The organism is Maridesulfovibrio salexigens DSM 2638 (genome assembly GCF_000023445.1).
In the GTDB taxonomy this organism is placed as follows: domain Bacteria; phylum Desulfobacterota; class Desulfovibrionia; order Desulfovibrionales; family Desulfovibrionaceae; genus Maridesulfovibrio; species Maridesulfovibrio salexigens.
Genome location: NC_012881.1, coordinates 3568169 through 3594335, shown reverse-complemented (window position 1 = coordinate 3594335; position 26167 = coordinate 3568169). Strand labels below are relative to the sequence as shown.

Genomic DNA, 26167 nt, shown 5'->3' with positions numbered 1-26167 from the left:
TTCGAACTCTTACCGATAAAATTACCCTGTGTCTTGTCCCGGCCTGCTGTTTATAATATGGTTGGCCCTGGTCGTCTTAAACATTACCTTTACTTTCAGAACAACTAACCGGAATTGGTAAAATGATTGAAAGATATACCCGTCCCGCTATGGGTGAACTGTGGACTCTGGAGAACCGTTTCAGAGTGTGGCTCGAAGTTGAAATCGCTGTCTGCGAGGCATGGCACAAGCTTGGCCGTATCCCCGCTGAAGACATGGAGATCATCCGTGAAAAAGCTGATTTTGAACTGGATCGCATCCTTGAGATCGAAGAAAAGACCAAGCACGATGTTATCGCCTTCCTGACCGCAGTGGAAGAGAAAGTAGGTCCTTCCTCCCGCTTCATCCACCTTGGCTGCACTTCTTCCGATATTGTCGATACCGCCAACGGAGTTATGCTCAGCCGTGCCGGGAAGATGATTCTGGACGACCTTGATGAATTTCTGGAAGCACTTAAGGAAATGGCTCACGCTAACAAGGGCCGCATGTGCATGGGCCGTACTCACGGTATCCACGCCGAGCCCACCAGCTTCGGTCTGAAAATGGCAGGTTTCTATGCTGAGTTCTCCCGTCATCGCGAGCGCATTGCTGATGCATTGAAGAGCGTCAGTGTAGGTAAAATTTCCGGTGCAGTGGGAACCTACGCCATGCTTGATCCTGAAGTAGAGCGCATCACCTGCGAACTGCTCGGTATCGGTGTAGACCCCATTTCCACTCAGATTGTACAGCGTGACCGTCATGCGGACTTCTTTACTGCACTGGGCCTGCTCGGTGGCGGTATTGAGCGTCTCGGTGTTGAGCTGAGACACCTGCAGCGTACCGAGGTTCTGGAAGTTGAGGAAGGTTTCAGCAAGGGCCAGAAAGGTTCTTCTGCAATGCCTCATAAAAAGAACCCCATCTCCGCTGAAAACCTCTGCGGTCTTTCCCGTCTGCTGCGTACCAACGGTCTTGTTTCCATGGAAAACATGCCTCTCTGGCACGAGCGCGATATCAGCCACTCTTCCGTGGAAAGGGTTATCATGCCTGACTCCACCATCCTTGCCGATTACATCCTCGGCCGTATGACCGGAGTAATCAAAAGACTGAAGATCAACGGCGACAACATGGATCGCAACCTCATGGCTTCCTACGGTCTGTTCTACTCCCAGCGAGTTCTCATCGCTCTGGTGGAAACCGGACTTGAGCGTCAGAAAGCTTACGAGATGGTTCAGAAAGTTGCTATGCACTGCTGGGAAAATAAAGTTTCTTTCCCTGATGAAGTGCGCAAGGATGAAACTATCAATTCTCACCTTGATAGTGGTGCCCTCGATGAAGCTTTTGATATGGGCTATTATACCCGTTATGAAGATATGATCTTCAAAAGAGTATTCGGTGAATAGCTTGAAAAGTTTTGTTTTGAACTGATTTTTAGCCCCGGCGCAGTTGTTTAGGCTGCGCCGGGTCTTCTTTTTTGCAGTACTTCTACATTCATGTTAGGGTCTTAAAAAGCTACTTTTGAATAATGAAAAAGTGTTGTAAGGAAGCTGATTGTAAATACGTCTTTTGCAGTTTTGTAGTAGCGTAAGTTGTTGATTAGTGAATCAAAAAATCGGCAGATGTTTTGATTCCACCTTAATAGATGGTAATGTCATTTATTACGTCATTTTGCTTTTTAGGCGATGGAGTATCGGGTTGGGAATGAAGTATTTTTTTAGAGTGTTTACGGCAGCCATTTTGTTGCTGGCAGGTCTTACTTCCCTTGCATTTGCTAAGGGATGGGAACCTGTAATTGACCCGACCCCGCTGGTTCCTGATTACATTTTAGCTGTTGATAAGGAATCACAAAAGCTGCATCTGCTGGTCCATAAAAGTCCGCTCCATGCTGAGGCGAGTTTTACCTGTGCCACCGGTCAGGTCGCCGGAGACAAAGTTGTGGAGGGGGATCTCAAAACTCCTGAAGGTATTTACTTCACTACCGGAAAACGGACCGGTCTGAAAAATTATACCTTGTATGGGAAAATGGCTTTCCCTTTGAATTTTCCCAATCCGGTAGACCGTATCAAAGGTAAAACCGGATATGGAATATGGATTCATGGCCGGGGAAAAGAGCTTGTTCCCATGGATACTCAGGGTTGTGTGGCTCTTGTCAATTCTGACATGGACTATCTGGATGAGAATATTAAGCCCGGTGCGCCTGTTGTTATCGGAGAAAAAGTAGGCTGGAATAACGGCACTGTCGATCAGTCAGTTGAAGCCGTTGAGCTGGGGGAACTTGTTCATAAATGGGCATCAGACTGGGAAGATCGTGACGATGCCTTTTTTGCGGCTTATTCCCCGGAGCTGTTTGCAAAGTCTGAAAGACGCCCTTTCAAGGCTTTTAAGAATAGGAAGAAAAGAATTTTTGCCCGGGCCGGATGGATTGATATTGAGCTGTATAACCTGCGTGCGTTACGCGGTCCCGATTACTGGGTAACCTGGTTTGACCAGTACTATCGCTCCGGCAGACTTTCTTCTTCATCTTCCAAAAGACTTTACTGGCAGAAAGTTGATGGACAATGGAAGATTGTAGGTCGTGAATACGGTCCTTCTATCCATTCGCTTAAGAATAAATATCTCGCCACCAAGCGGGAAGGCGTTGAAAAATTTCTCAATAAATGGAAGGAAAGCTGGCTTTCAGCAGATATGGATGAATATATCTCCTATTATGATTCCCGCGCCAAGCAAGGGCGTAGGAGGGGAGCTGAGTCCATCAGGAAAAATAAGACTTCCATTTGGAAAGAACGCAAGCCCGCATCTGTTGAATTCGGTAAGTTCTCTTTGCGGGAACATCCAAAAGGGTTGCTGGCTGTATTCAAACAGAAATATTCGGATTCTTCCGGGTACAGCGATAAGGGTTTAAAAAAACTGGTTATCCGTCCTGAAAATGATAGTTGGCGGATTGTTGACGAACAATGGAGAAAGCTCTGATGGGCAATACCAAGTACAATGTTCTTTTCATGCGCGACGATGATACCGTTAAACGCTACCGGCTTAGCCCTTTCTGGCTGAGGGTTCTTTTCTGGGTTGTGTTTATGCTCGCAGTATGCGCCGGAGCCGGTGCATGGGCAGGATACACTTTCTGGAGTGAGAATGATCAGCTGAAGCAGGAGAAGATTGAGTTGCAGAAGGCGCTTAACGATGCTTCTGTGCAGCTTGAGAGACTGGAGAACGTCAACAAAATCCTCGATTCTTACGATCCCAATGAATTGCAGTCCCTGCTTGCCGCTGTTCCGGTGGAAGAAAAGAGGGTTGAGTCCACCCCTGTAGTGGACCTGAATAAACTGCTTTTCTACAAGAATTTGATGCGCGCCGGAGTGGAGAATGTTAAGGTTCGTAAATCCGGTGACAGTCTGGCTTTAAGCTTCGATCTTAATAACTTGCAGACTGCTTCGGCTTTGAGCGGCCTTGCTACCGTTGAGCTGATCGAGAACAACGGTAAAGGAGTTCAGATCAAGGCTAACCGAAATGATATGTCTTTTCATATCCAGCGTTTCAAGGTTGTCCGCACCCGCTTCGGTTTGCCTTCCGGGAAGTCTTTGAAAGATGTCTACGGCATCAGGTTGATGATCACTACTAAAAAGGGTGAGTTGATTTTCAGTGAAGTATATCCTCTGTCGCGCGTTCTTAATTAGTCTTTTTACACTGTGTCTTGCTTTTCCGGCAGCGGCACAGCAGGTAAGGAACTATACCTTTTTTGAAGGTACGCAATATCCGCTTCGGGTTACATGGGTTTTCGGTAACGAGCCGGGACCGACAATCATGGTCCAGGGGGGTATTCAGGGTGATGAGCTTTCAGGTTTTTTTACAGCCCAGTTGCTGACCCGCTGCACAGTGCGCAAGGGGAATCTGATCATTGTTCCCCGTGCTAATGAGCCTTCCATTTTACGCCGTACAAGACAGATTAACGTCGACCTGAACCGTCGCTTCGACAAAGAATACAATAGTTTCTACGAGGATCGTCTTGCCCGGGCGATCCGTTTTCTTATTGGTGAAGCTGATGGTTTTATTCATCTTCACGAGGGTAGTGGATTTTATAATCCCAAGTACGTTAACAGTTTGCGCAATCCCAAACGTTATGGGCAGTCATTGATCATTGATGCTGCGGTGTACAAGGACATCCAACTGGCTGAAATGTGCGAGCGCACTATCAACAAGCTTAATAGTAAAATTGGTAATAAATCCTATTGGTTTACTCTTTTCAATACCAAAACATTCGCTAAGGCCACCCAGTATCCGGAAATGTTAAAATCCCTGACCTGCTATGCTTTGCATGAGCGAGGCATTCCGGCTATGGCTGTTGAAGTCAGCAAGGATATTATGGATCTGGGCTGGAAGGTTGACCAGCAGTTGCGGGCTACGGTCTACCTGCTGCACGAATTCGGTCTTGAGCTCGAAGTTCCTGATTTTTCTTTTCCTAAAGCCCAGAATGGACAGGGTGTTGAAGTTCTGATCAACGGTAAGCCTTTGCGGGGAAAAAGCATTGAGCTGGTCAGAGGTGCACCTGTTTCAACATCCGGCAAGACCATTGTTGATTCGGGGCTGGAACCGGCTGTGGCTGTATTTGCCAGCGATCGTCCGAATCTGAATCTGCTCACTGCTCCGCGTATGGCTCTGTCTCAATTCCCGGCTCTTGAGGTGCGTATTGACGGAAACAGACAGGCCACTGCTAATGTGCGCTGGAAGGGCAGCAAGCCCGATCTCCCGGAAGTGAACGGTCCGGTCTTCCTTTGCTGGCTGAATGGTCAGCCCCAGTTTATCAGTGCTGGCGGAACTTTGCAGGCAGTTGAAGGGGATCAGATTATTCTGGAAGGAATCCTCGGCAGCAGCAAAGAGGAAGTGCTGAACCTTAAAGGCTTTGTTGCTTCCGTTATGGTTAACAGCGGGCAGGATGTCGGACATGAGATTATTGCTGACCCCTCCAATTTCATGGAAAAATATATGCTCAAAGGTCCTGACGGAATTTCTCGTTACCGTGTTGTCAGAGAAACTCCCGGTAAAAAGCGTACCGAATTTTATATTTCCATAGTCCCTCGTGAAATCAAGGCTCTTGAGTTGGCGGATGAAGACGGCAGGTCTGAATTTATCAACTGGATAGATGGAGAAATCAGGCAGGTCAGTCCTGATTCTTATGTTTTAAAAGATGTTTGGAGTAACGGAGAACGTTGCAAAATTCAGCCTTTTGTGGATAATATCCCAATTTCATGGGGCGAAGCATTTAATGTGCGATCCGGAAAGGAAACGGTCTTGACTATGCGCCATACTACAACTTTTGTCCCTGTTGGGCGGATGGTGTTCAAGGGAACGGACTATCTACAGACTGAGCTTGAGCAGTAAGTGAAATAAGCTGGAATGGAGAAGTGTGATGAAGCCAGAATTTGAGACCTGCTACGTTAATCTTCCCCTGCGCTATATCTACAATTCTCCTGAGTATCTTGATTTTTTTATTGAAAACTCAATTCAGCCCGAACTGGGTTTGGATTGTCTGGGTGATGAATGTTTGAGTATGGATTGGCTTATGTCTGTACGGGATCGTCTTGAAGAAGCCGAGTTGAAATGTACGGTACATTTACCGTTTCTTGATCTCAAACCGTCCAGCCTGAACCCTGCCATCCGCAATGCCTCCATCGATACTTTGCTCACCGCATTCGAGCTGGCAAAATTTTTCTCACCTCAGCGGATGGTTTTACATCCCTCATTTACTTCTTGGCTGGAGCCTCCGCTTTTTGAACGTTCCTATACCAATTGTGTGGAAGGCATACGTCGTTTAAGTAATTCATGGCCGGACCATCCACCGCTCTGCCTTGAGAATACCTATGAGTTTACCCCGGATGCCATTACCAGACTGGTCACTGATCTGGATCGAGATAATATAGGTATCTGCTTTGACCTTGGGCACTGGTTCTCTTTTTCCAAAGGAGCAGAGAATGACGATTTTGATGTCTGGTTCAATGCTTTTGCTCCGTACATCAAGCATGTACATCTGCATGACAATCACGGTAGCAAGGATGAGCACCTTGCCCTCGGGCGGGGAAGCATGAATTGGGATTACATAATCTCACGCATAGGCGAAATAGATCCTCTGCCTACTTTTACCCTTGAACCGCACAACCGTGAAGATTTTGATGTAACGTATTCTTATTTTCGCGAACATGTAGCTGTTAAATTGTTTTGAGAGACTGAATTTTAAGCAAAAAAAATCCCCGCAAAGTTTAACTTTGCGGGGATTTTTTGTTTAATTATCTTAGGTTCCGATCATTTTTTCAGGCAGATAGAATACGATTTCCGGGAATATTGTTACCAGAATTACCATCAGGACCATGATTACAAAGAACGGGAAGGTTGCCTTCAGGATGTCTTTAACATCGTCACCGGTAATGTATTGGATGACGAAGATAGAGAATCCAACCGGCGGTGTTACCTGCGACAGCTCAACCATGAATACTACGAAGATACCGAACCAGAGCGGGTCGAAACCTGCTGCGGTTACGATGGGCAGCACGATGGGCAGGGTCATGACCACGATTGATATACCATCAAGGATCATGCCCAGCATGACGTACATTATGCCGAGTACGATGATGAGCATGTACGGCGAAAGGTTCAGGGTAGCGATGTATTTACTGATCGCCGTTGCAATGCCGAGAAATCCGACAACCTGAGAAAGGAAGGCCGCACCGCAGATAATGAAGCAGATCATACCGCTTGTTTTTACCGCGGAGAGCAGGGCTTCTTTGAAGTTTGACAGAGTCAGGTTCTTAAACCAGAAGGCAATGCCGAGGGCACCGAGAACGCCGATAACCGCAGCTTCGGTAGGAGTGGTTAATCCGGCGTAGATACCGCCGAGCACCACGGTGATGAGCAGGAAAACCGGGAAAAGGTCTTTTAATGACTCAATGCGCTGGGCGGTGGTGAATTCTTCTTTTTCCTGCGGTACCAGTGTGGGATCCATCATACAGCGAATAATGATGTAGACTGAATACACACCGGCGAGGGTCAGGCCCGGAATAACCCCGGCAATGAAAAGCTGCCCGATGGATGTGTCGGACAGGATGCCGTAGATAATCATGATCAGGCTTGGGGGGATCAGGAAACCCAGAGTTCCTGAACCGGCGAGAGAACCGATGGCAAGGCTTTTGTGGTAACCGCGTTCGGAAAGTTCATTGAAAGTAATCTTACCTACTGTGGCGGTAGTAGCCGCACTGGAACCTGAAACTGCCGCGAAAAGTGAGCAGGCCACAACGTTAATGTGGTAAAGACGGCCCGGAATATTGGATAACCAAGGCACCAGACCATTGAGCAGCCGGGTGGAAATTGATGTTCGGTACAGGATCTCGCCCATAAGAATGAACAGCGGCAGGGCCGAAAGGGGCCACGAGTTCATGGTGTTCCACAGGGAGTTCGCCATGAGGTCGCCGATTTTATCCCACACTGAAATGGTCGGCGGCAGGTTCATCTTGCAGAAGAGCATGCCGCAGATAGCTGCCGCATAAAGGGAAAATCCGATCCAGAGGCCGGAAAGCAGAAATAGGACCATGCCACCAACAAGGACAACGGCCAGCATCAAGGGATCACTTATCATTAATGGCTCTCCTGGCAATAAAGGCGATAATCTGGAGCAGAAGCAGGGCCAGTCCAACAGGAATAGCCAGTTGCGGAATCCAGAGCGGGGTTTCGGCAATGGTGTCCGCAGTCATTTCAAGGTCCCATGTTTCATAGACCATCTGCACAGTGTAATTGAGGGCGAATGCTGTGATAGCTGCTCCTAAGATCCCGGAAATAATGTCGGCAATACGTTTGCCGTTTTCGGAAAAATGGGAGGTGAGCAAATTGATCCTGATCAGACCGTCCTCTTTCATGGTGTAGGCAAGGCCGGTCAGAATCAGATAAACGAGGGCATAGCCACCGTATTCACTGGAAACAAGTGTGGATGTGTTCAGCACGGAGCGCAGAAAAATCTCAATGACCACGAGACAGACAATGAAGATCATTCCGGCAGCTGAAAGAAAGGCCCCTCCAACGGAGAGGCCTTCGATTAACCTGATAATTGCACGCATAGATTTCTACTTTTCGTAAGCCTTGATGGCTGCTTTAAAACCTTTCTTTGCACCCTTGAGGGTGTTTTCGAGCATAAGTTTAGCATCTCTGTTCAGCATATCGCTGATTTCCTTGGAAGGTTCAGTGATAACAATGCCCTTTTCAGCAAGGATTTTAAGAGAATCATCGTTGCTTTTTGCAGACTGTTCCCACTGGTAAGCTTCAACTTCAGCAGCAGCTTTGAGTACTGCTTCCTGCTGTTTGGGATTCAGTGCATCCCAGTAATCCTGGTTGATGACCATCATATTCAGGGGGAATGCGTAGTTGATTTTGGTGAAATACTTGAGGTTTTCCCAGAATTTGCCGTCTTTACCGGATACTGCGGAGGTCAGGACGGAATCAACCAGTCCGGTTTGCAGTGCGGAGTAAAGCTCACCCCAGGGAAGGGACATGGGGCTGGCACCTGCTGCACGGAGCAGTTCTGCACCGTTTTTATCGTAAGTACGGGTCTTGAGACCTTCGAAATCAGCTGCGGTGTTCAGAGGCTCTTTGGTGAAAAGTCCGCTCGGAGGCCAGGGGGCGGCGTAGAGCATTTTCTGGTTCCAGCGGCGGCAGGCTTTATCATAATAAGGTTTGGCTGCTTCGTAGAGTTTTTTTGCTTCAGCATAGTCTTTTGCCAGCAGGGGCATGGAGCTTACGCCGAAAACCTGATCGGAACCGGAAACAACACCCATGAGAATGTCGGACATGGGCAGGGTGCCGTCTTTTACTGTTTTAAGAAGTTCGGGGCCTTTGAAACCGAGGCTTCCACCGGGGTGGACGGTTATTTGTACTGAACCGGAGGTGTATTCGGCAACTTTGTCTGCAAAGAGCTTAGCGCCTTGGGAATGGAAGTTGGTAGCTCCGTAGATGGCGTTACAGTCCATCTTTAGGTCGGCAGCCTGAGCGGAAATGGCGAATGCCAGAACCATGAGCAAGGAAGTGATGATCCGTTTTAACATGAGTGACCTCCGTGTTGAGTTTTGCTTTTTTTGTTATTTGAAAAATACTTTTCTTAAAGTTGTCCGTTATTTAGGTTTTAATGTTTCGGAAAAATTAAAAAACTCGAAAAAATGGAAACAGTTTTTGCGAGTATTTTAAAAATAGATAATTTGTTTTTGGGGACGATTTAGTGAATCAAGAGTGTTTATACACACAATTTTACAAAAATAAAATCTTTTAATTGTGGACAAAATTGGGTAATGTTCGCTCGAATCGAACAATATACACTAATGAAAATGACAAATCGCAGATCTAGTTAGGGCGGTTTAGAAATACTTATCGGAGGATATATAGTGCTGATAATTGGAGTAGATACCGGAGGAACATTTACCGATTTTATTTATAAGGATGGAGACAAATGGGGCGTACATAAACGTCTTTCAACTCCCCACGATCCTTCCGAGGCCGTAATTAACGGCATCAAGCATATAGCCGGAGACCGGGCTGTCCAAGTCGTTCACGGCTCCACTGTCGCCACCAACGCAATTCTTGAGCGAAAAGGTGTAAAAACCGCATTGATCACCAATGAAGGTTTTGAAGACGTGATTCAAATCGGCCGTCAGAATCGTTCCGATCTCTATGATTTATCTTTTTGTAAAAAGCCGCATATCGTTCCTTCTGAACTTCGCTTCGGAATAACAGGAAGAATCGATCACGAAGGAAACGAAATTGAGCCTTTTTCTGAAGAAAACGTGCAAGTTATTTTGCAAAGAATTAAAGATTCCGGTGTCGAATCCGTCGCACTTTGTCTTCTTTTTTCATATTTAAATCCCGATCATGAGAACAGAATGCGCGAACTTTTGGACGCAGTTGGTGTTCCTGTTTCTGTTTCTCATGAAATTCTCGCTGAATTCCGAGAGTTTGAGCGTACCTCCACCACAGTCATCAACGCGTATGTTTCGCCGAAGATGACCAAGTATCTGACTAAGTTGCAGAATACACTCGGTGATGATCCCCTGCGTATCATGCAGAGCAACGGCGGTTCCATTTCCGCTGAGACTGCGATGAATGAGTCTGTGCGGACCATTCTTTCCGGTCCTGCCGGCGGTGCTGTGGGTGCTCATGCCATCGGACAGATGGCGGGCTATGACCGTCTGATCACCTTTGATATGGGCGGAACTTCTTCTGATGTTGCATTAATTAATGAAGAGCTGCCCCTGACTTTGGAGTCCGCTATTGAAGATTATCCGGTCAAGGTGCCCATGATTGACATCCACACTGTGGGCGCGGGTGGCGGTTCCATTGCCCGTCTCGATGCTGGTGGCTCGCTGACTGTCGGCCCTGAAAGTGCCGGTGCTGATCCCGGCCCGATCTGCTACGGAAAAGGTTCTGAAATCACCGTTACCGATGCCAACCTCTATCTTGGTCGCCTCATTCCCGAGCATTTCCTTGGCGGGGAGATGTCCCTTGAGACAGAAAAGCTGAATAAGGCAATGGAATCAATGGCCGAAAAAGCGGGGCTTACTCCGGTAGAACTGGCCGAAGGTATCCTCGATATTGCCAACACCAACATGGAGCGCGCTATCCGCGTGATTTCTGTTGAGCGCGGCTTTGATCCCCGTGAATTCACCATGTTCTCCTTCGGCGGTGCGGGCGGAATGCATTGTGCTTTCCTTGCCAAGCTGCTCTCAATTCCCAAGCTGTTCATTCCTAACAATCCCGGTATTCTTTCTGCTGTAGGTATGGTCATGGCTGACGTTATCAAGGACTACTCCCTGACCGTCATGCGCGACCAGCACAATACCAATGACGTAGACCTTGAAGAGCTTTTCGCTCCTCTGGAAGCTCAGGGGCGTGCTGATCTGGCAGAAGAGGGATTTTCTGACGAAGACATCATTGTCGAGCGTTTTCTGGATATGCGCTATCAGGGACAATCCTTTGAGATCATTGTGCCTTTCAGCGGAGACTGGATTGAGGAATTCTCCCGTCTGCATAAGCAGAACTACGGCTACCGCAACGATGACAAAACTGTTGAAATCGTCAACATCCGACTGCGCACCAAGGGTATGCCCACCAAGCCGGAGTTCCCGGAAGCTGGTGCGCTGGTGTCTGATATGGACCCCGAAGCACTGCTCGGAACCACCGAGACCGTATTTGATTCCACCAAAATGGAAACACGTATTCTCGACCGTGAAAAGCTTAAGCCCGGTAACAAGGTCGACGGTCCGGCAATTATCATCGAATACAGCTCCACTCTGGTTATCCCGCCCTTTGCCAAGGGTGAGGTCGATCCCTACGGCAACCTTATTTTCGACATCGAGTAGTCAGGAGGTTTATATATAATGAATGTGAATCCGATCCTCCTTGAGGTTTTCAAGAACAGGTTTGCGGCCATCTCCGAGGAAATGGGTGTAACCCTGACCCGTACCGCTTTCTCCCCTAACATCAAGGAAAGGCGTGACCTTTCCTGCGCTGTCTTTGATCATAAAGGTGACATGGTTGCGCAGGCTGCACATATTCCGGTGCACCTAGGTTCCATGCCGCTTTCTGTGAAATCAGCCATTGAAAATAGCGATTTTAAAGACGGCGATATGGTCATGCTCAATGACCCGTTCAAGGGCGGAACTCATCTGCCGGACATCACTCTTGTGGCTCCGGTTTTCTGTGAAGGTTCCACTGAGCCTGCTTTTTACGTAGCTAACCGTGCCCACCATTCCGATGTTGGTGGTATGGCTTCCGGTTCCATGCCGCTTTCTACTTCCCTTTATCAGGAAGGGATCATCATTCCCCCGGTAAAGATCGTGGAAAACGGCGAGATTGTTCCCGGTGTGATGACCCTACTGCTCAACAATGTGCGTACACCGGTGGAACGTGAAGGCGATTTCGCAGCGCAGATCATGGCTAATATCACCGGAGTTACCAGACTCAAGGAACTTATTGAGAAGTATGGTTTGCAGAAAGTAGACTTTTACGCTGCCAGCCTGAACGATTACGCCGAGTCCATCACCCGCAACACCATTAAATCCATCCCCGATGGTACCTACCAGTTCACCGACTACATGGATGGCGATGGCGTGGATTGCGAAAATGTACCCATTTCCGTGACCATGGAAGTGAAAGGCGATAGTGCAAAGCTCGATTTTACCGCTTCCGGTGATCAGGTGACCGGAAGTGTGAACGCAGTTCGTTCCATCACTCTTTCCGCTGTGCTTTACGTGTTCCGTTCACTCATTGAAGGTGACGTGCCTACCAACGCCGGTATCCTGCGTCCTATCGAAGTATTGACCCGCAAAGGTTCCATTCTCGATGCGAACTTCCCCGCGGCTGTTGCAGGCGGTAACGTAGAAACTTCCCAGCGCGTTGTTGACGTTGTTCTCGGTGCGTTGGCTGAAGCCATTCCGCAGCGCATTCCCGCAGCAAGCCAGGGTACCATGAATAACATGACCATCGGCGGGATGGACGAGCGTACCGGCAAGCCTTTTGCCTACTACGAAACCCTCGCCGGAGGTATGGGTGCATCCGCAACCTGTCGCGGTGAGCATGCGACCCATTCCCACATGACCAACACCCTGAACACTCCGGTAGAAGCGCTTGAGTACAGCTATCCGTTCCGCGTAAAGACCTACTGCATCCGCAAGAATACCGGCGGGGCAGGCAGAATCCCCGGCGGTGACGGTCTGGTGCGTGAGATTGAGTTGCTTTCCAGTTGCGAAATCACCGTGCTTTCCGAGCGTCGCGTAAATGCGCCTTACGGTCTTCAGGGCGGAAGTCCCGGAACTCCCGGCAAGAATATTCTGATCCGTGATGGTGAGGAAATTGTGAAGCCCGGTAAGTTTCATTCGCCGCTCAAGAAAGGCGATATCATACGCATGGAAACTCCCGGAGGCGGCGGCTGGGGTAAATAATTTTTATGTCTCCAGCGGCTAGAGGGGAAAAACTATTATTGGGCTTCGCCGTGTAGCGCGGGAATTATTCCTTATATAAAACTCAAAGCGGGCCGACACTTCTGGCAAGTGTCGGCCCGCTTTTTTGGGTGATTGTTCCAGCAGGGAACAAACGTTTGGAGTTCAAACAATTTATAAATATCTTAAGCTTGCTCCATTTTTCCAAACGAAGCTGCGAAGCATGTTAAAAAAGTTTGGGATTCTTAAACCCTTTTCAAAGGGTTTGAGCCGCCGGAGGCGAAATCTTTTTATCCAAAAGCGCGATAACGCATCAAATTAATCCAATCCAACTTCAGGTGCGACTTTGGTAATGGCTTCAATGGACAGGGCGAAAAAGTCACCAAGTTCGAGGCCGATCTTGTCACATTCTTTGATTATTTCGCGATCCACGCTGGCTGCGAATGCTTTGGCTTTCATCTTTTTCTTGAGGCTCTTTGGTGCCATGCCGTTCATTTTCTCAGGACGCATGAGCGCATTGGCGTGGATGAGTCCGGTTACTGTTTCGCCGCAACGCAAGGCAAAATCGAAATCGGTCTGTGGCGGTACTCCGGTCATGTCACCGTTGTGAGCGCGGATGGCCTGAATTGCTTCTTCTGGCAGCTTGCCTTCGAGCATTTCTGCTGCGATAAGTCCGTGCCTTTCCGGGGTCTCGGCAGTCTCGCTGTAATCAAGATCGTGCAGCAGTCCGGTTATGGACCAGAGTTCCACATCCTGACCGAGTTTTTCAGCCAGAGCGCCGAGTACAGCCTCGGATTCGAGGGAATGCTGGATCAGGTTCTCTTCTTTTACATTTGACTTGAGCAGTTCAAGTGCTTCATCACGTGAAATCATTTTGAAATCCTTTTGTTGCTGAAATTACAAGAAATATCTGGCTGCTGCCACCAGTCCCATGCCGACAGCCACGGTGCCGAAGAAATTACGGGTGAAAATGGCTACCGCAAAGGTAGGTACTGCTACCCAAAAGTAAAGGTTGCTGAAAGTCAGATCGATTACTCCTTCGGGCGCAAGCAGTGACGGGGCCAGAAGAGCAGAAAGAACCGCAGTGGGCACATAAGAAAGCCACTTGGCCACGATGGGCGGAAGGTCGCGGGAGCTCAAGGCTATGGCCGGGAGCATGCGCGGAATGTAGGTCACTGCCATCATGCCGAAAAGAGTGAAAAGTATTGTTTGCTGATCCATTATTTATTCCCCCATTTAACCGCTGCGCCAAGTGTTGCGCCGATCAGTGTGGCGATGATTACATTCCATTGTCCTGCGCCGCCGAGAGCCAGTGCGGTTGATAACAGTCCGGTGATGAGCCCAACAATGACATGACTCTTATCCTTGATCTGGAAAATGAGCAGGGCGATGAACATGGCCGGAAGAGCGTAATCGAGACCCATGGGTTTTACGTCATTTATGAGTGTGCTGGAAAATATACCCAGCACGGTACCGCCGACCCACGCAGCTTGGGCAATGGAGTTAATCAGGAAGGTTTCGCCCTTATGGGTATCGCCTTCAGCAAAGCGGGTGGAATGGACAGCAAAACTTTCATCGGTAAGCTGAAAGGTGAAACCTGCAATTTCTAGTTTGCTCCATTTCTTCAGGTAAGGGGAAAGGGCCGCGGACATGAGCATATGGCGCAGGTTTACGATGAAGGTGGTAATGATCACTGAAAGTGCGGAAGCACCGGAAGCGATGAGGCCCACAGCGATGAACTGCGCTGACCCGGCAAAGACTATCAGGGACATTATCACTGTGTTATCGATGGAAATTCCAGACTTGCGGGCCAAAACACCGTAAGCAAATCCTACAGGCAGGTATCCCAGTACGATGGGCAGGGCCTGTTTGAATGCTGAAAGCAAGACATTGTTTTGTTTTATCTTTTGGGAATTCATTACTGATTCCATACTTACCTCTCCCGTTTGTGAAATTCAATTTTGCTATTTCGATTTGCTTGCTAGTCTACATAAAATCTGACATCAGTACAGATACAGATTTTATAAATATGAACCGTAACAGTTTTAGCTTCTGAGGTTAAAAACAATGAATCTGGACAGTTCAGACAATCAGTACAGATATAAAAAAGTTGAACAGGAACTTTCAAAGCATATTGAAGCCGGTGATCTTGTGCCCGGTGACAAGCTGCCGTCTTTGCGTCAGATGAGCAAAACCCTTAAAGTCTCCATTTCAACTGTCGCGCATGCTTACGAAGAGCTGGAGAAACGTGGTCTCATCGAATCCCGTCCGCGTTCCGGTTATTACGTGCGTAGCGAATTCCGCACTATCCCGACTCCGGAGATCAAAACCACCCAGAAGCTGGAACCGCATGCAGTCACCAAAAACAAGTTGATCAACACCGCCCTCGAAACTGTCGGGAATAAGGACTTGCTGCCGCTGGGTGTTGTCTGTCCCAGTAATGACCTGCTGCCTACCCGCCAGCTTGCCAAGATCATGAACAGCGTTATCCGGGAAAATCCGCTCGATACCGCCGGTTATGAAATGATCCCCGGCAACCTTGATCTGCGCCGCCAGATAGCCTTTCGGTCTGTGGATTGCGGTTCGAATGTAACCGCCGATGAATTGATCATCACCACTGGTGCCATGGAAGCCCTGTATATTTCTCTGCGTACCCTGACTCGCCCCGGCGATCTGGTCCTGATCCAATCACCTTCCTACTACTGTTTTTTGCAGTTGGTGGAGAACCTTGGTTTACGGGCCATTGAAATGCCGTCCTGCCCCAAGCGGGGGATCAATCCGGAACGGGTGGATGATATCACCCGTACTTTTGACATTAAGGCCTGTATTTTTTCGCCCAACTTCAACAATCCAGACGGGAGTCTGACTTCAGATGCCCGCAAGAAGGAGATCGTTGAAATCCTTGCCAAACGTAAAATTCCGTTAGTCGAGGATGATGTCTACGGGGAAATTTATTTCGGTGATTCCCGGCCCCGCACTTTAAAGTCCTATGACCGTGAAGGCGGAGTTCTTCTCTGTTCATCCTTTTCAAAGACCATTGCCCCCGGTTATCGGGTGGGGTGGTTATCTCCGGGACGTTATCTGGAAAAAGCCCTTGAGATTAAGGCTACCACCAATGTATCTTGCGTAGCCGCCACCCAGATGGCTATCGCCCGCTATCTGCGTGAAACCCTTTATGACCGCCATCTCAAGAAACTTCGTGCGGCTATGAAGGATCAGATGCAGAAGATGCGTACCGAGATCGGTCTCGCCTTCCCCGAAGGTACCAAGGTCACCAATCCCAAGGGCGGTTCAGTGCTCTGGGTGGAGCTGCCCGAAGGTAAAGACGGGGTGGAGCTTTTTTTCAAAGCCCGCGAAGAAGGTATCGGCATTGTGCCCGGAACCGTCTTTTCGCCGCAGGATGTATTTTCAAATTACATCCGGCTGTCCAGCGGGTCACTCTGGAGTGACGAAATCCAAGCCGGAGTCCGAAGGCTTGGAGAACTGGCTGCTGAGTAGCCTCCGGCGGCTGGGGAAGAGAAAACTTTTGCAAAAGTTTTCTCTTCCTCAGACCCCATCCCTTTCAAAACCTTTTAACAGGGCTTCGCCTATAGCTTGGAAGATTTGTAACAAGAAAAATATGTGAAGGGCTTGTACGAAATTGCTTTTTTGCAGCAGGATTTATTAGGCAACGTTGCGAAGCATAATAAAAAGTTTAGGAGAGTCCAGAGAACCCTTTTTAAAGGGTTCTCTGGTCCCCGAAGGGCCGCCGGAGGCATCTTAAGCTAACATAGAAGTTTCTTCGATTACTTTTTCCACCATGTTGGCGGCGTCTTCGAAGGATGCTTCCGGATCTGATTCAATGAGTGCAATTTGCAGGTTGATTTCACGCTGCAGGGTGATGTTCTCAGGATCGAAATATAGTTTCCAGACAGGGATTGCCTTTTTCCCGGCTCCGGCACGGCAGAGCAGCAGGCCGAGATATAGATAGGAGAAGTTATCCTTGCCGAGGATGCGGATAGCACGTTCGAATTCAACTTTGGCTTGGATGTATTTTTCGGCTTTGTATAAGCAATGGCCAAGTCTTTTGCGGGCATCGGCGTTTTGCGGTTCGGTCTTGATGAATTCTTTGTACTTGGCGGCAGCTTCTTCAAAACGTCCATTTTCATAGGCTACGTTTGCTTCAGCCAAAGTATCTAAATTAACTTCCTTGGCGGCAATGGGTTTGGCCGCGCTCTGGGCCTGTTCACGGTCTTCTTTTTTTCTGAATCCTCCGAAAAGGAATCCTCTTCTGGAAAGTTTTTGGGCCTTTTTTTTATCCGACATTTGTTCCTCCGCTTTGAAAACTGCCGGAGTGTAACGGCAAAACAGCTGAACGCCAAGTTTAAACTCAATCTATGGACATATGGATACTGCCGTTATAAAACAATGTATCTGCAAAAAGTATGAGGTTGCCATGAGAAAAATATTGCTGATTCTGGTGATCTGCCTTGCGTGCGTATCGTGCGCCAAAGTCGAGAATTACAGCACTCCCTTTGATACCGGAGGGAAGGTTTATAAGCTGGCTTTGCTTCCTTGGCAGACGACAACTATGGATTTTGATTTGAAATATCGCTGGCGCATGGTCCAGTCTTTGCGCAGCGCGTGCAAACAAGCTGGTGCCTTTGAGCTGAAATGGTCAGCTTATCCTGTTAACGGCGGTGATGTTGAGATCCTTGAAAATATAAAGAAGCCCAGCTTGTGGGAACGGCGCAAGTATGGAAATCAGTATCCGGTTGTGGCGGAAGTGCAGGCGGTGCTTTCCGGTTTGGATGCTGACTTGGCCCTTCTTTATGATCTTTCGGCTGATAATGCTGTGGGATCCCGGGATGATATGGATAGTTACCGCGCTGACTATGTCCGTTTATTTTTGGTGGATGTAAAGACCGGAAAAGTAGTAGTTGAGTTTGATCGAACAGAGTTTACGAACAGCGGGGCCGACTATACTATTAAACAGGTTGCCTTGCGTGCCTTTAATAAATGGCTTACCCAATAGAACGCTTGATTTATAAGGAGTTTTGTCATGAGTAGAATATTTTGTAATAGTTTTTTTGTGGTCTTTTGTCTTGCTGTTCTGACGGTTTCATCTGCCTTTGCCGGAGAAATGAATATTAAAGGCTGGGAAAAGGGGAGCGAATATGACTCCCTTTATGACAACACCGACCGTGACGTATTCAAAGGAACGCTCCTTAAGATTGAGAATATTGAGCCAATGGACGGCATGGTCGAAGGAGTCGGCCTTTTGGTTAAAGATAAGGAAGATGGCGAAGAAGTTCTTGTTCATCTCGGACCTAAGGATTTTGTTGAGCCGCGTATTAAAGATCTGCGTCCCGGAGCGCGGGTAAAAGTTTATGGTGTACTGGTTGAGATTGACGGAGAGTATGACTATATGTGCGCAAAGCTCAAAGCAGGGGAAGATCGCAAATACAAGTTCCGTCTGACCAAAGATGGAACTCCCTTCTGGTCCCTCTCTCCCGAACAACTTAAGAAAGAAGAATCAACTGAATAATATATTTGGCTCCAACTTCTGGGGAAGGAGCAATACTTCCCCAGACCCCCTCTCTTTTTAAAACCTTTTAATATGCTTCGGATGTAGCGCATTAAAGCGGTATCCGAAGTTCCTATCTTTATGAATTCTAAAAATATCTCCCGTATTTCGTCTGAACTGAGTATTCCTGATAAAAATGTAAAAGCTGTTGTGTCCCTGCTTGATGAAGGGGCTACTATTCCTTTTATTTCCCGTTACCGTAAAGAAGCAACCGGCAGTCTTGATGAAGTTGCAGTTGCAAATATCAGCGACCTTTTTGAGAAACTTAAGGAGCTGGATAAACGCCGCGAGACTGTTCTCAAATCCATTGATGAGCAAGGCAAGCTTGATGACGGTCTGCGCAAGAGAATTGATGCAGCCGAAACCATGCGCCAGCTTGAGGATTTATACCTTCCTTACAAACCCAAGCGCAAAACCAAGGGGCAGGCCGCAATTCAGAAAGGTCTTGAACCTTTGGCCTATAAGATTTTTGCCCAGAAGTGTGATCCTGTTCAGGAGGCACAAGCTTTTGTATCAGCCGCCAAGGGCGTGGAATCTGTGGACGACGCTCTTGCCGGGGCACGTGATATTATTGCCGAGAAGATTGCCGAGAACACGGTCAGCCGTGAGGCGGTTCGGTCTTTGTTTGAGCGTAAGGCCTTGATTGAATCCAAGCCCACCAAGGCAGCACAGGCCGATGAAAACAAGGACAAGGCTTCCAAGTTCCGGGATTGGTTTGATTGGCGCGAGCCTGCAAAAAAAGCTGCGGGCCACCGCATTCTGGCTTTGTTTCGTGGTGAGCGTGATAAGTTTCTGAAGGTATCCATCCGCCCGGAAGAAGCTGAAGGTCTGGATATTCTGCACCGCAAGCTGGTCCGTTCCAATTCCGCAGCATCGAAACAGGTAGAGCTGGCCGCAACCGATTCCTATAAGCGTTTGCTGGCTCCGCAGATGGAAACCGAATTACGCGGAATGCTGCTGGAAAAGGCTGACACTGAGGCCATTAATATTTTTGCCGCTAACCTGCGAGAAATTCTGCTGGCTCCTCCCTTGGGCGGTAAGCGGGTGCTGGCTCTTGATCCTGGTTTTCGTACCGGAGCCAAGTTGGTCTGCCTTGATGCTCAGGGTACCTTGCTCCACAATGAGACCATTTATCCGGTCACTTCTGAAGGCAAGAAGAAAGAAGCAGCGCGTATCGTTCGTTCTCTGGTCGAAAAATATGACATCGAAGCTGTTGCCATCGGTAACGGTACTGCCGGACGTGAGACCGAGCAGTTCGTGAAAGAGCTGGACTTGGATAGTTCAATTCAGGTGATCATGGTCAATGAATCCGGTGCTTCGGTCTATTCGGCCTCGGAGATCGCCCGTGAGGAATTTCCTGATTATGACATTACCGTGCGCGGAGCGGTTTCCATTGGACGCAGGCTCATGGATCCGTTGGCGGAGCTGGTCAAGATCGATCCTAAATCCATCGGCGTGGGACAATACCAGCATGATGTGGATCAGAAAGGTTTGGCAGAAAGTCTTGGCAGGGTTGTTGAATCTTGCGTGAACATGGTTGGTGTTGAGCTCAATACTGCCAGTGCGCGGTTGCTGCAATCCGTTTCCGGGCTTGGTCCGGTACTGGCCGCAAATGTAATTAAATTTCGAGAGGAAAATGGTCCCTTCAGTTCTCGCAAGGAACTGCTCAAGGTTCCCCGTCTCGGCCCCAAGGCTTTTGAACAGTGCGCTGGTTTCCTGCGTATCCGCGGGGCAAAGAATCCGCTTGATGGAACTGCGGTACACCCGGAACGCTATAAGGCTGTAGCAGGGATTGCCAAGGACCTCGGCGCTGATGTTGCCGACCTGATCAAGTCATCGGAGTTGCGGGCCAAGATCAATCTGGAAGATTATGTTTCCGAGGATCTCGGTTTACCAACTCTAAAAGATATCATGAAGGAACTAGAAAAACCGGGACGTGACCCGCGTAAGCAGTTCGAAGCTGTGAAGTTTGATGATTCCGTAAAGGAAGTCTCAGATCTGCGTGAAGGTATGATTCTTAACGGTATTGTGACCAATGTCACCGCTTTCGGAGCCTTCGTGGATATCGGGGTACATCAGGACGGATTGGTCCACATCAGTCGCATGGCTGACGATTTTGTGCGTGATCCGGCAACTGTTGTCCATCCGGGACAGGCATTGAAAGTCAAGGTCTTGGATGTCGATATTCAGCGTAAAAGGATATCGCTGAGCATGCGCCAGTCTGATATGTAAGTCTGTACAAAAAAATCGCAATAGCTTTCAAGTTATTGCGATTTTATTTTGGAAGTATTTTAAGCGTGCTATATGCAAAGCTTATCGAAAGGTTTTGGGATTCTTAAACCCTTTTGCAAAAGGGTTTAAGCCACCGGAGGCTAAAGCCCGGGAAGCATGAGATGGCTTTTCTCAAGTCTCCGTTTTCTGCGTTTCTGCATGGTTTTGGGATGGACACCAAAGCGGAAACGGCGAATCACGCATTCTTTTTCTTTACAATCGCGGATGGCCTGACGGTCGCCGACTGTACAGGCAAGGCAGTGCCTGCGGATGGCCCGGATGCAGGTTCGCTGTGACTCCTCGGTCTTGGGTCCGCGCAGTTCATAAAGAGAGCAGTCGCTGTCCTCACATTCCCTGACAAGCTGCGGGCTGCCGCCCATACACCACAGGCAGTAGGCCCTGATGGACTGATGAGGATTTCTTTTCCGTTCGCTCAATTTGTTCTCCATTAAACGCGGCAGTATTTTGTAGGGCAGGTTGATGCCCGTGGCCGCGAAAGCCCATCTTTACGTAAATCGGTGGCAAAAATAAAGAGCGGATCGACTTTGAGTGGAAAAGTTTTTGTAAGTGTTTGAATAGATGAATAAAAAAGGCGCATTCTTTTGTCGGATGCGCCTTTTTTGATTATTTGGTTTCTTTTTTTTCAAAAGTGATGGTCACTTCCCGTTTGCCCCATTCTTTGGCGGCTTTCGTGTCGAGACCCATGTAGATATCGATCTTGTCGGTCCAGCGTTTATTCATCTTGTCTTTGACTACGTATTCGCCGGAAAGACCTTCGATTTTGACCTTGGTGTTGCGGCCCAGTCCTTTGGGGATCAAATCCCGCGAAACGGCGATGGCTTTCATTCCCGGTTTGAGATCATCTCCCCATGCACCGATAAAAGGGGTGGAGGAGGTCTGGGATACATGTGAGGTGTAAGCAGTTGAAGCCACTTTCATAGTTACAGTTTTCTCTTCGCCAAGACAGCCTGAAACCAGAAAAAGGGCGGCGATAATAAGTATCAGGTTTTGAAATTTTTTCATGATGACTCCTGTTTGTTTTTCCGCTTAGAGCTTGCACTTCCCGTAGTCGTGATTGTCCTTGAAATTTGATGCTTCACGCAGGATTTTACCTTTGTTGCAGGAATATTCCACTTCAGTGACCCTTACCAGAAAATCCAGATCGTGGGAAACCACCAGCATGGCGATATCCAGCGAATTCAGGATGTCGATCAATCTTTCGCGCATGGACGGATCAAGGTCATTGGTGGGTTCATCCAGCACTAATGCCTGTGGTTTCATCGCCAGCACAGTGGCGAGCGATACCAGTTTTTTTTCTCCGCCGGAAAGACGGTAGGAAACCCGGTCTTCGTAACCGGACAGGCCCAGTGTGCAGAGGGTGTATTCTGCTATTTTTCGTGCTTCCTCCGGTGATTTCCCCAGATTGAGCGGTCCGAAGGCCACGTCTTCCAGCACGGTCGGGCAGAATAACTGGTCATCAGCTTGCTGGAAGAGCAAACCAACTCCTTTGCGCAGTTCCCGGAAATCTTTTTCGGATTTCATTTCACGTCCCAGAAAGCGGACCTGTCCTGACTGCGGTTTCAGCAAACCCATTATGATGTGCAGCAGGGTGGTTTTGCCTGAACCGTTGTGTCCGGTCAGTCCTATCTTTTGTCCTTTGTTCAGCTGGAAATCAACGTTGTTGAGGACATCATTTCCGGGGTAGGAGAAATTGATATTATGCATGGAAAATATGGAAGAACTCACAGCAAGACCTCGATTTTATTAAACTCAAGAAAAATAAAAGTAGTGATGCAGCCAAGGGTTGCCAGCAGCAGGGCGATATCCCGTTTTCCGGTGCTGAAAGTGGTGAGGGTGTGGAATGTCCCGTCAAAGCCCCGGCAAAGCATGGCCTGCCAGACTCTATGTGCTCGGTCCATACTGCGGACCAGCAGCATACCCATAAGCCATGCATATGTACGGTAGGTCCTAAAGTCAGTCCGGGGACTGAAAGCGCGCATAGCTGCGGCACGGCGCATTCGATTGTATTCCATGCTCATCACATGCACGTAGCGCCAGCTGAAAAGGAGCAGGCGGCATAGTTTGTCAGGAAGCTTCAAGGACTGCATGGCAGCTCCAAGTGTTTGAACTTCCATGGTAGAGATCAGGGCTGTCATGGCGAGAATCACCCCGTTTGATTTCAGGGTGATAATTGCAGTGTAGATGATTCCTTCAAGTGTCGCGGTAAGAGGACCGATGTTGAAAAGCGGTTCCCCGGATCTGGAGAAGGGCAGGAATATCCAGAGGAAAAGAATAAAGAAGTTTACGATAAGCAGCCGTTTAAGCAGATTTGATAGAGATAGCCGTGCTGCAATAGCGAATATGATGCCTGCTGCCAGTACACTTGTTGCTGCAGCAAGATTTGTAACCAGTGCCCCTGCAAGGGAAAAAAGGAAAGCGCAGGCCAGCCGGAATCCGGGATGCATGGAATGGATGATTGAGTTGCCGTAGGCAAATGGCTCAGTTAACTGCTGCAAAATAAACTCCTTATTTCGGCTTATTGGAGTAGCATGCATCTATACTCCATGCAATCTGAAACAAATCTTGAGTTAAGGACATTATGAAGCTATATGCAATCGTATATTTTTAATATTAACAATACTCTGGAAGATCCGTATGAGTAGAAACGCTGAATTGAAAAAGATTGTTGCAGAGGTTGGCGAAGACCTTATCTGGCGTCCGCTTTATGACTCGGAAAAGAATCCCCTTGCTGGGGGCATAGGCAATGAAATTGATGGCATTGATCCTGAATTCAAGGAGCTTGATTTCACGGGTAAAACTGTTTGTGATCTTGGCTGCAACATGGGATTTTTTTCATTTTATGCCATGAGGCACGGCGCCCGCAAGGTAGTTGGTTATGATCTGGATTCCAGAGTTGTTGCTGGGGCTAAAAAACTAGCCGACCTGTACTGTGTTGATAATGTAGATTTTTGCATTTGTAATTTTACGAAAACAGAACCGGACCGGACTTTTGATATGGGTATGCTTATCGATATCATCGGAAAAGCCGGGATAAGAAACGGTTGGCTTGATTCAATGTTGCGCGGGCTTGAGAAAAGGTCCGAATCCGAAATGCTGCTTACTTTTCGTCCTGTTTATATAGTCGATAGGCATTTGAGTCTGACTATCAAGGAGTTTTTGGAAATATATCCAAAGGCTAAGGTTGAAGATGATGTGTTTTACCTGCTTGATTACGTGATTGAATTCTATGCTGAGAATTGGGAAATGACCTATATTTCCAAAGAGCATCCAGAAAAGAGGTATTACAAAAATACCGTCCACTTTAAGCGCAAATAAACTTGCTCCTTCCCTCAAAATGATTAAATTTTCCATGTCCTATTTTATCTAGCGAAATACAAGGAATCGAAATGGCGAAAGAATATATTGAAATGACTGACATTGAGTATGTTGTTGATGAACAGGAAAAGAAAAGTGTTTATGTGCCGGGAATGGCAAAGGATATGCTCATCGGCGGGCGTGATTCAGGAAATGTGTTTATTTTGTGTTTGAATGATGAATTGCGTAAATCCATTGCCGCCAAGGTTGCTGAGAAGCTGAACCGGGAATATCTCGTAGTCAGTCGCAGTGACGGTAACCCGGTGCTGGAAAAGGTTGCCGGAGGTGATAACCAGATTGTAAGCCTGCCCCGCGGTGCAGCCAAGTCCGAGAAAGTTCGTCAGATGCTCAAGGATAACGGCAAGGTCATTTTCATTATGTGTGATTTCATGAGTCTGCTTAATGCATCTGACGGCTCAGATGATGCTCGTGAACAGATTTCGTTGATGCTTAATCGCTTTGAACCGAGCTTCATGGAAGCAGCGCACCACGTAGTGCGTTCCGATCAGAGCGAAGAAGAAATTTTGCAGGATGTTTTAGAGAAGATTGCTATTTAATAAAAAAGGGGCGTGGTGATTACAATCACCACGCCCCTTCTAGTCTTACCAGCGTAAAGATAAGCAGGTCAGTCCGCCGTCCATTTTGCGGAATTCCGACATGTCTATATAATCAGGTTTAAATCCGTTTTTATCCAGCAGTTCAGCTGTCTTTGGGAAGCCTTGCGGAGCAAGCAGCTTTTGTCCCAGATAGAGACAGTTGGAGCAGTATTCTTCGCCTTCGGGTACTATAATCTTCTTAAACCCGGCGAATTCCTCACGCTCAGCAAAACGGGCGCTCATAATCAGGGTTTCCTCATCAAGGGCCGATAGTTCGGTCTTGAGATGGGGCATGCCGTTATCAAAGGGCACCGGAACAGTCTTGTAGCCGAATCTGGCAGCGGCTTTGGTAAATTGTTCACACCCCAGCGCATTGGTGCGGCTGTCAATGCCCACGTAAAATGTCTTGCCCATGAGCAATACATCGCCACCTTCCATGAGTCCGTCACCCTGCATACGGATGATGGCATCGGTCTGGTCTGCAATGGCTGCGTCAATTTCATCCACTTCGCCGCGTCTTGATTCGGCTCCGGGGCAGGTGAGAAATGCAGCGGTTTCATTGCCATGCGGAATCATGACCGCAGTATCTTCCACAAAGACGGAATCCGGAAATTCTTCCACCGCAGGCAGTACGGTCACACTGATTCCGGCCTGTTTAAAATATTCAATGTAATTATTGTGCTGGGCACGGGTCAGTTCCATGTCCGGGCAGCCGAGGCCTGCTTCGGTTATTCCCTGCCCGAGGCTTTCCGCCGGGGTTCTGACAATTGCTTTGCTGAACATTTTCAGCCTCCTTTACTGGATTATCGCGTCTTTCTTTTTCTGTTCTTCGGCAATAAGTGTCAGCTTGGAACGGATGTAGGCACTGGCGATATTGCCGGCTTCGTCGTCCTGAGTGGGAGCGAATGCGGCGATGTCTTCAGCAACCTGTTTTTCCATGCGCTCTGATTCCATGAACATGATATAGACCAGCACCAAGGCGGAGTCATTGTCCGAGGTGCCGCTGCACAGTTCTTCAATCTGGTTGCGGGGTACGGTTTCCAGCAGACGCTCGACAAACATGTTGGCCCACTTATCGTAAAGATCGGTAATGGGCGGGATCATAGCTTTGATGTTGCGTACTGCACCTTCATCAATGTTAGGCATGGTCATGGCGATGAATTCACCGAGAGCATCCTGACGAGCTTCTTCATCGGCAGTGCATTTGTCCATGATGATTTTATAGATATATTTTTTGATTTCCGCTTCCTGCATTGTTTGTCTCCTGCTGCAAAGTTCATTAAAAAACTGATGTCTGGTTACTAAAAAGAGGAAGAGCAGGCAACAGCATAACTTGATTAGGATCGTGCTTTGGTGGTAAGCCAAAATCCAATCAGGAATAGAAG

26 protein-coding genes are annotated in these 26167 nt (G+C 48.1%); 13 read left to right on the top strand and 13 right to left on the bottom strand.

The window, feature by feature from the left end; genetic code table 11:
* Positions 1-122 precede the first annotated feature (122 nt).
* From purB to DESAL_RS16395, 5 genes are all read left to right on the top strand, one after another.
* The gene (gene purB, locus DESAL_RS16415) at positions 123-1418 is read left to right on the top strand and encodes an adenylosuccinate lyase (protein WP_015853095.1); all 1296 of its coding nucleotides are present in this window, start codon (positions 123-125) and stop codon (positions 1416-1418) included.
* 298 nt (positions 1419-1716) lie between these two features.
* The gene (locus DESAL_RS16410; RefSeq protein WP_041722318.1) at positions 1717-2985 is read left to right on the top strand and encodes a L,D-transpeptidase family protein; all 1269 of its coding nucleotides are present in this window, start codon (positions 1717-1719) and stop codon (positions 2983-2985) included.
* Entirely contained in the window at positions 2985-3689 is a 705-nt protein-coding gene (locus tag DESAL_RS16405; RefSeq protein WP_015853093.1) for a hypothetical protein, read from the top strand. Before DESAL_RS16410 ends, DESAL_RS16405 begins: the two co-directional genes overlap by 1 nt.
* Positions 3655-5391, top strand: a complete 1737-nt coding sequence (locus DESAL_RS16400) for a M99 family carboxypeptidase catalytic domain-containing protein (protein ID WP_015853092.1) — start codon at positions 3655-3657, stop codon at positions 5389-5391. The genes DESAL_RS16405 and DESAL_RS16400 overlap by 35 nt, the downstream gene beginning before the upstream one ends.
* Before the next feature lie 28 nt (positions 5392-5419).
* The gene (locus tag DESAL_RS16395; RefSeq protein ID WP_015853091.1) at positions 5420-6229 is read left to right on the top strand and encodes a sugar phosphate isomerase/epimerase family protein; all 810 of its coding nucleotides are present in this window, start codon (positions 5420-5422) and stop codon (positions 6227-6229) included.
* 69 nt (positions 6230-6298) lie between these two features.
* Here the strand turns inward: DESAL_RS16395 and DESAL_RS16390 are convergent, their stop codons facing one another.
* The 3 genes from DESAL_RS16390 to DESAL_RS16380 are packed head-to-tail and all read right to left on the bottom strand — an operon-like array spanning position 6299 to position 9092.
* On the bottom strand, positions 6299-7636 hold the full coding sequence (locus DESAL_RS16390; protein ID WP_015853090.1) for a TRAP transporter large permease: 1338 nt from the start codon (positions 7634-7636) through the stop codon (positions 6299-6301).
* Positions 7626-8111, bottom strand: coding sequence for a TRAP transporter small permease subunit (locus DESAL_RS16385; RefSeq protein WP_015853089.1), 486 nt, complete (start codon positions 8109-8111; stop codon positions 7626-7628). Before DESAL_RS16385 ends, DESAL_RS16390 begins: the two co-directional genes overlap by 11 nt.
* Before the next feature lie 6 nt (positions 8112-8117).
* Positions 8118-9092: a TRAP transporter substrate-binding protein gene (locus DESAL_RS16380; RefSeq protein WP_015853088.1), complete on the bottom strand. Its 975-nt coding sequence runs from the start codon at positions 9090-9092 to the stop codon at positions 8118-8120.
* A gap of 333 nt (positions 9093-9425) precedes the next feature.
* Between DESAL_RS16380 and DESAL_RS16375 the strand changes: the two genes are divergently transcribed.
* Both DESAL_RS16375 and DESAL_RS16370 read left to right on the top strand, forming a co-directional pair.
* Positions 9426-11396 (top strand): hydantoinase/oxoprolinase family protein, encoded by a 1971-nt coding sequence (locus DESAL_RS16375; protein ID WP_015853087.1) that lies wholly within the window; start codon positions 9426-9428, stop codon positions 11394-11396.
* Between the two features lie 18 nt (positions 11397-11414).
* Positions 11415-12977 (top strand): hydantoinase B/oxoprolinase family protein, encoded by a 1563-nt coding sequence (locus DESAL_RS16370; RefSeq protein ID WP_015853086.1) that lies wholly within the window; start codon positions 11415-11417, stop codon positions 12975-12977.
* Positions 12978-13292: 315 nt separating this feature from the next.
* On the opposite strand, the gene DESAL_RS16365 is transcribed toward DESAL_RS16370, so the two are convergent.
* From DESAL_RS16365 to DESAL_RS16355, 3 genes are read right to left on the bottom strand one after another with little or no spacing between them, the layout of a single operon-like run.
* Positions 13293-13847 (bottom strand): HDIG domain-containing metalloprotein, encoded by a 555-nt coding sequence (locus tag DESAL_RS16365; RefSeq protein WP_015853085.1) that lies wholly within the window; start codon positions 13845-13847, stop codon positions 13293-13295.
* A gap of 24 nt (positions 13848-13871) precedes the next feature.
* Positions 13872-14195: an AzlD domain-containing protein gene (locus DESAL_RS16360; protein WP_015853084.1), complete on the bottom strand. Its 324-nt coding sequence runs from the start codon at positions 14193-14195 to the stop codon at positions 13872-13874.
* Entirely contained in the window at positions 14195-14905 is a 711-nt protein-coding gene (locus DESAL_RS16355; protein ID WP_015853083.1) for an AzlC family ABC transporter permease, read from the bottom strand. Before DESAL_RS16355 ends, DESAL_RS16360 begins: the two co-directional genes overlap by 1 nt.
* A 136-nt stretch (positions 14906-15041) precedes the next feature.
* On the opposite strand from DESAL_RS16355, the gene DESAL_RS16350 reads away from it, so the two are divergent.
* Positions 15042-16472: an aminotransferase-like domain-containing protein gene (locus DESAL_RS16350; RefSeq protein WP_015853082.1), complete on the top strand. Its 1431-nt coding sequence runs from the start codon at positions 15042-15044 to the stop codon at positions 16470-16472.
* Positions 16473-16733: 261 nt separating this feature from the next.
* Here DESAL_RS16350 and DESAL_RS16345 read toward each other — a convergent pair whose 3' ends face one another.
* Positions 16734-17279 carry a tetratricopeptide repeat protein gene (locus tag DESAL_RS16345; RefSeq protein ID WP_015853081.1) on the bottom strand — a complete coding sequence of 182 codons (546 nt, stop codon included), beginning with the start codon at positions 17277-17279 and terminating at the stop codon, positions 16734-16736.
* Between the two features lie 130 nt (positions 17280-17409).
* Between DESAL_RS16345 and DESAL_RS16340 the strand changes: the two genes are divergently transcribed.
* The 3 genes from DESAL_RS16340 (at position 17410) to DESAL_RS16330 (ending at position 20772) form a co-directional block, all read left to right on the top strand.
* Positions 17410-17988 (top strand): hypothetical protein, encoded by a 579-nt coding sequence (locus DESAL_RS16340; protein ID WP_015853080.1) that lies wholly within the window; start codon positions 17410-17412, stop codon positions 17986-17988.
* Positions 17989-18015: 27 nt separating this feature from the next.
* Positions 18016-18501: a MamS/MamX family magnetosome protein gene (locus DESAL_RS16335; RefSeq protein WP_015853079.1), complete on the top strand. Its 486-nt coding sequence runs from the start codon at positions 18016-18018 to the stop codon at positions 18499-18501.
* 120 nt (positions 18502-18621) lie between these two features.
* Complete coding sequence (locus DESAL_RS16330) at positions 18622-20772, top strand: Tex family protein (RefSeq protein ID WP_015853078.1); 2151 nt, start codon at positions 18622-18624, stop codon at positions 20770-20772.
* A gap of 140 nt (positions 20773-20912) precedes the next feature.
* On the opposite strand, the gene DESAL_RS16325 is transcribed toward DESAL_RS16330, so the two are convergent.
* The 4 genes from DESAL_RS16325 to cbiQ all read right to left on the bottom strand — a co-directional run bounded on the left by DESAL_RS16325 (position 20913) and on the right by cbiQ (position 23327).
* Positions 20913-21248: a restriction endonuclease gene (locus DESAL_RS16325; protein WP_157046977.1), complete on the bottom strand. Its 336-nt coding sequence runs from the start codon at positions 21246-21248 to the stop codon at positions 20913-20915.
* Positions 21249-21435: 187 nt separating this feature from the next.
* Positions 21436-21834, bottom strand: a complete 399-nt coding sequence (locus tag DESAL_RS16320) for a 3D domain-containing protein (RefSeq protein WP_015853076.1) — start codon at positions 21832-21834, stop codon at positions 21436-21438.
* A gap of 24 nt (positions 21835-21858) precedes the next feature.
* Positions 21859-22557: an energy-coupling factor ABC transporter ATP-binding protein gene (locus DESAL_RS16315; RefSeq protein WP_015853075.1), complete on the bottom strand. Its 699-nt coding sequence runs from the start codon at positions 22555-22557 to the stop codon at positions 21859-21861.
* Complete coding sequence (gene cbiQ, locus DESAL_RS16310; protein ID WP_015853074.1) at positions 22554-23327, bottom strand: cobalt ECF transporter T component CbiQ; 774 nt, start codon at positions 23325-23327, stop codon at positions 22554-22556. Before cbiQ ends, DESAL_RS16315 begins: the two co-directional genes overlap by 4 nt.
* 139 nt (positions 23328-23466) lie before the next feature.
* Between cbiQ and DESAL_RS16305 the strand changes: the two genes are divergently transcribed.
* Positions 23467-24147 carry a class I SAM-dependent methyltransferase gene (locus DESAL_RS16305; protein WP_015853073.1) on the top strand — a complete coding sequence of 227 codons (681 nt, stop codon included), beginning with the start codon at positions 23467-23469 and terminating at the stop codon, positions 24145-24147.
* Between the two features lie 71 nt (positions 24148-24218).
* A complete protein-coding gene (locus DESAL_RS16300) occupies positions 24219-24743 on the top strand; it encodes a shikimate kinase (RefSeq protein ID WP_015853072.1) in 525 nt (174 codons plus the stop codon).
* 45 nt (positions 24744-24788) lie between these two features.
* On the opposite strand, the gene DESAL_RS16295 is transcribed toward DESAL_RS16300, so the two are convergent.
* Together DESAL_RS16295 and DESAL_RS16290 are read right to left on the bottom strand one after the other, a co-directional pair.
* Positions 24789-25565, bottom strand: a complete 777-nt coding sequence (locus DESAL_RS16295; protein ID WP_015853071.1) for a dimethylarginine dimethylaminohydrolase family protein — start codon at positions 25563-25565, stop codon at positions 24789-24791.
* 12 nt (positions 25566-25577) lie between these two features.
* Positions 25578-26036, bottom strand: a complete 459-nt coding sequence (locus DESAL_RS16290; protein ID WP_015853070.1) for a hypothetical protein — start codon at positions 26034-26036, stop codon at positions 25578-25580.
* Positions 26037-26167: the final 131 nt, after the last annotated feature.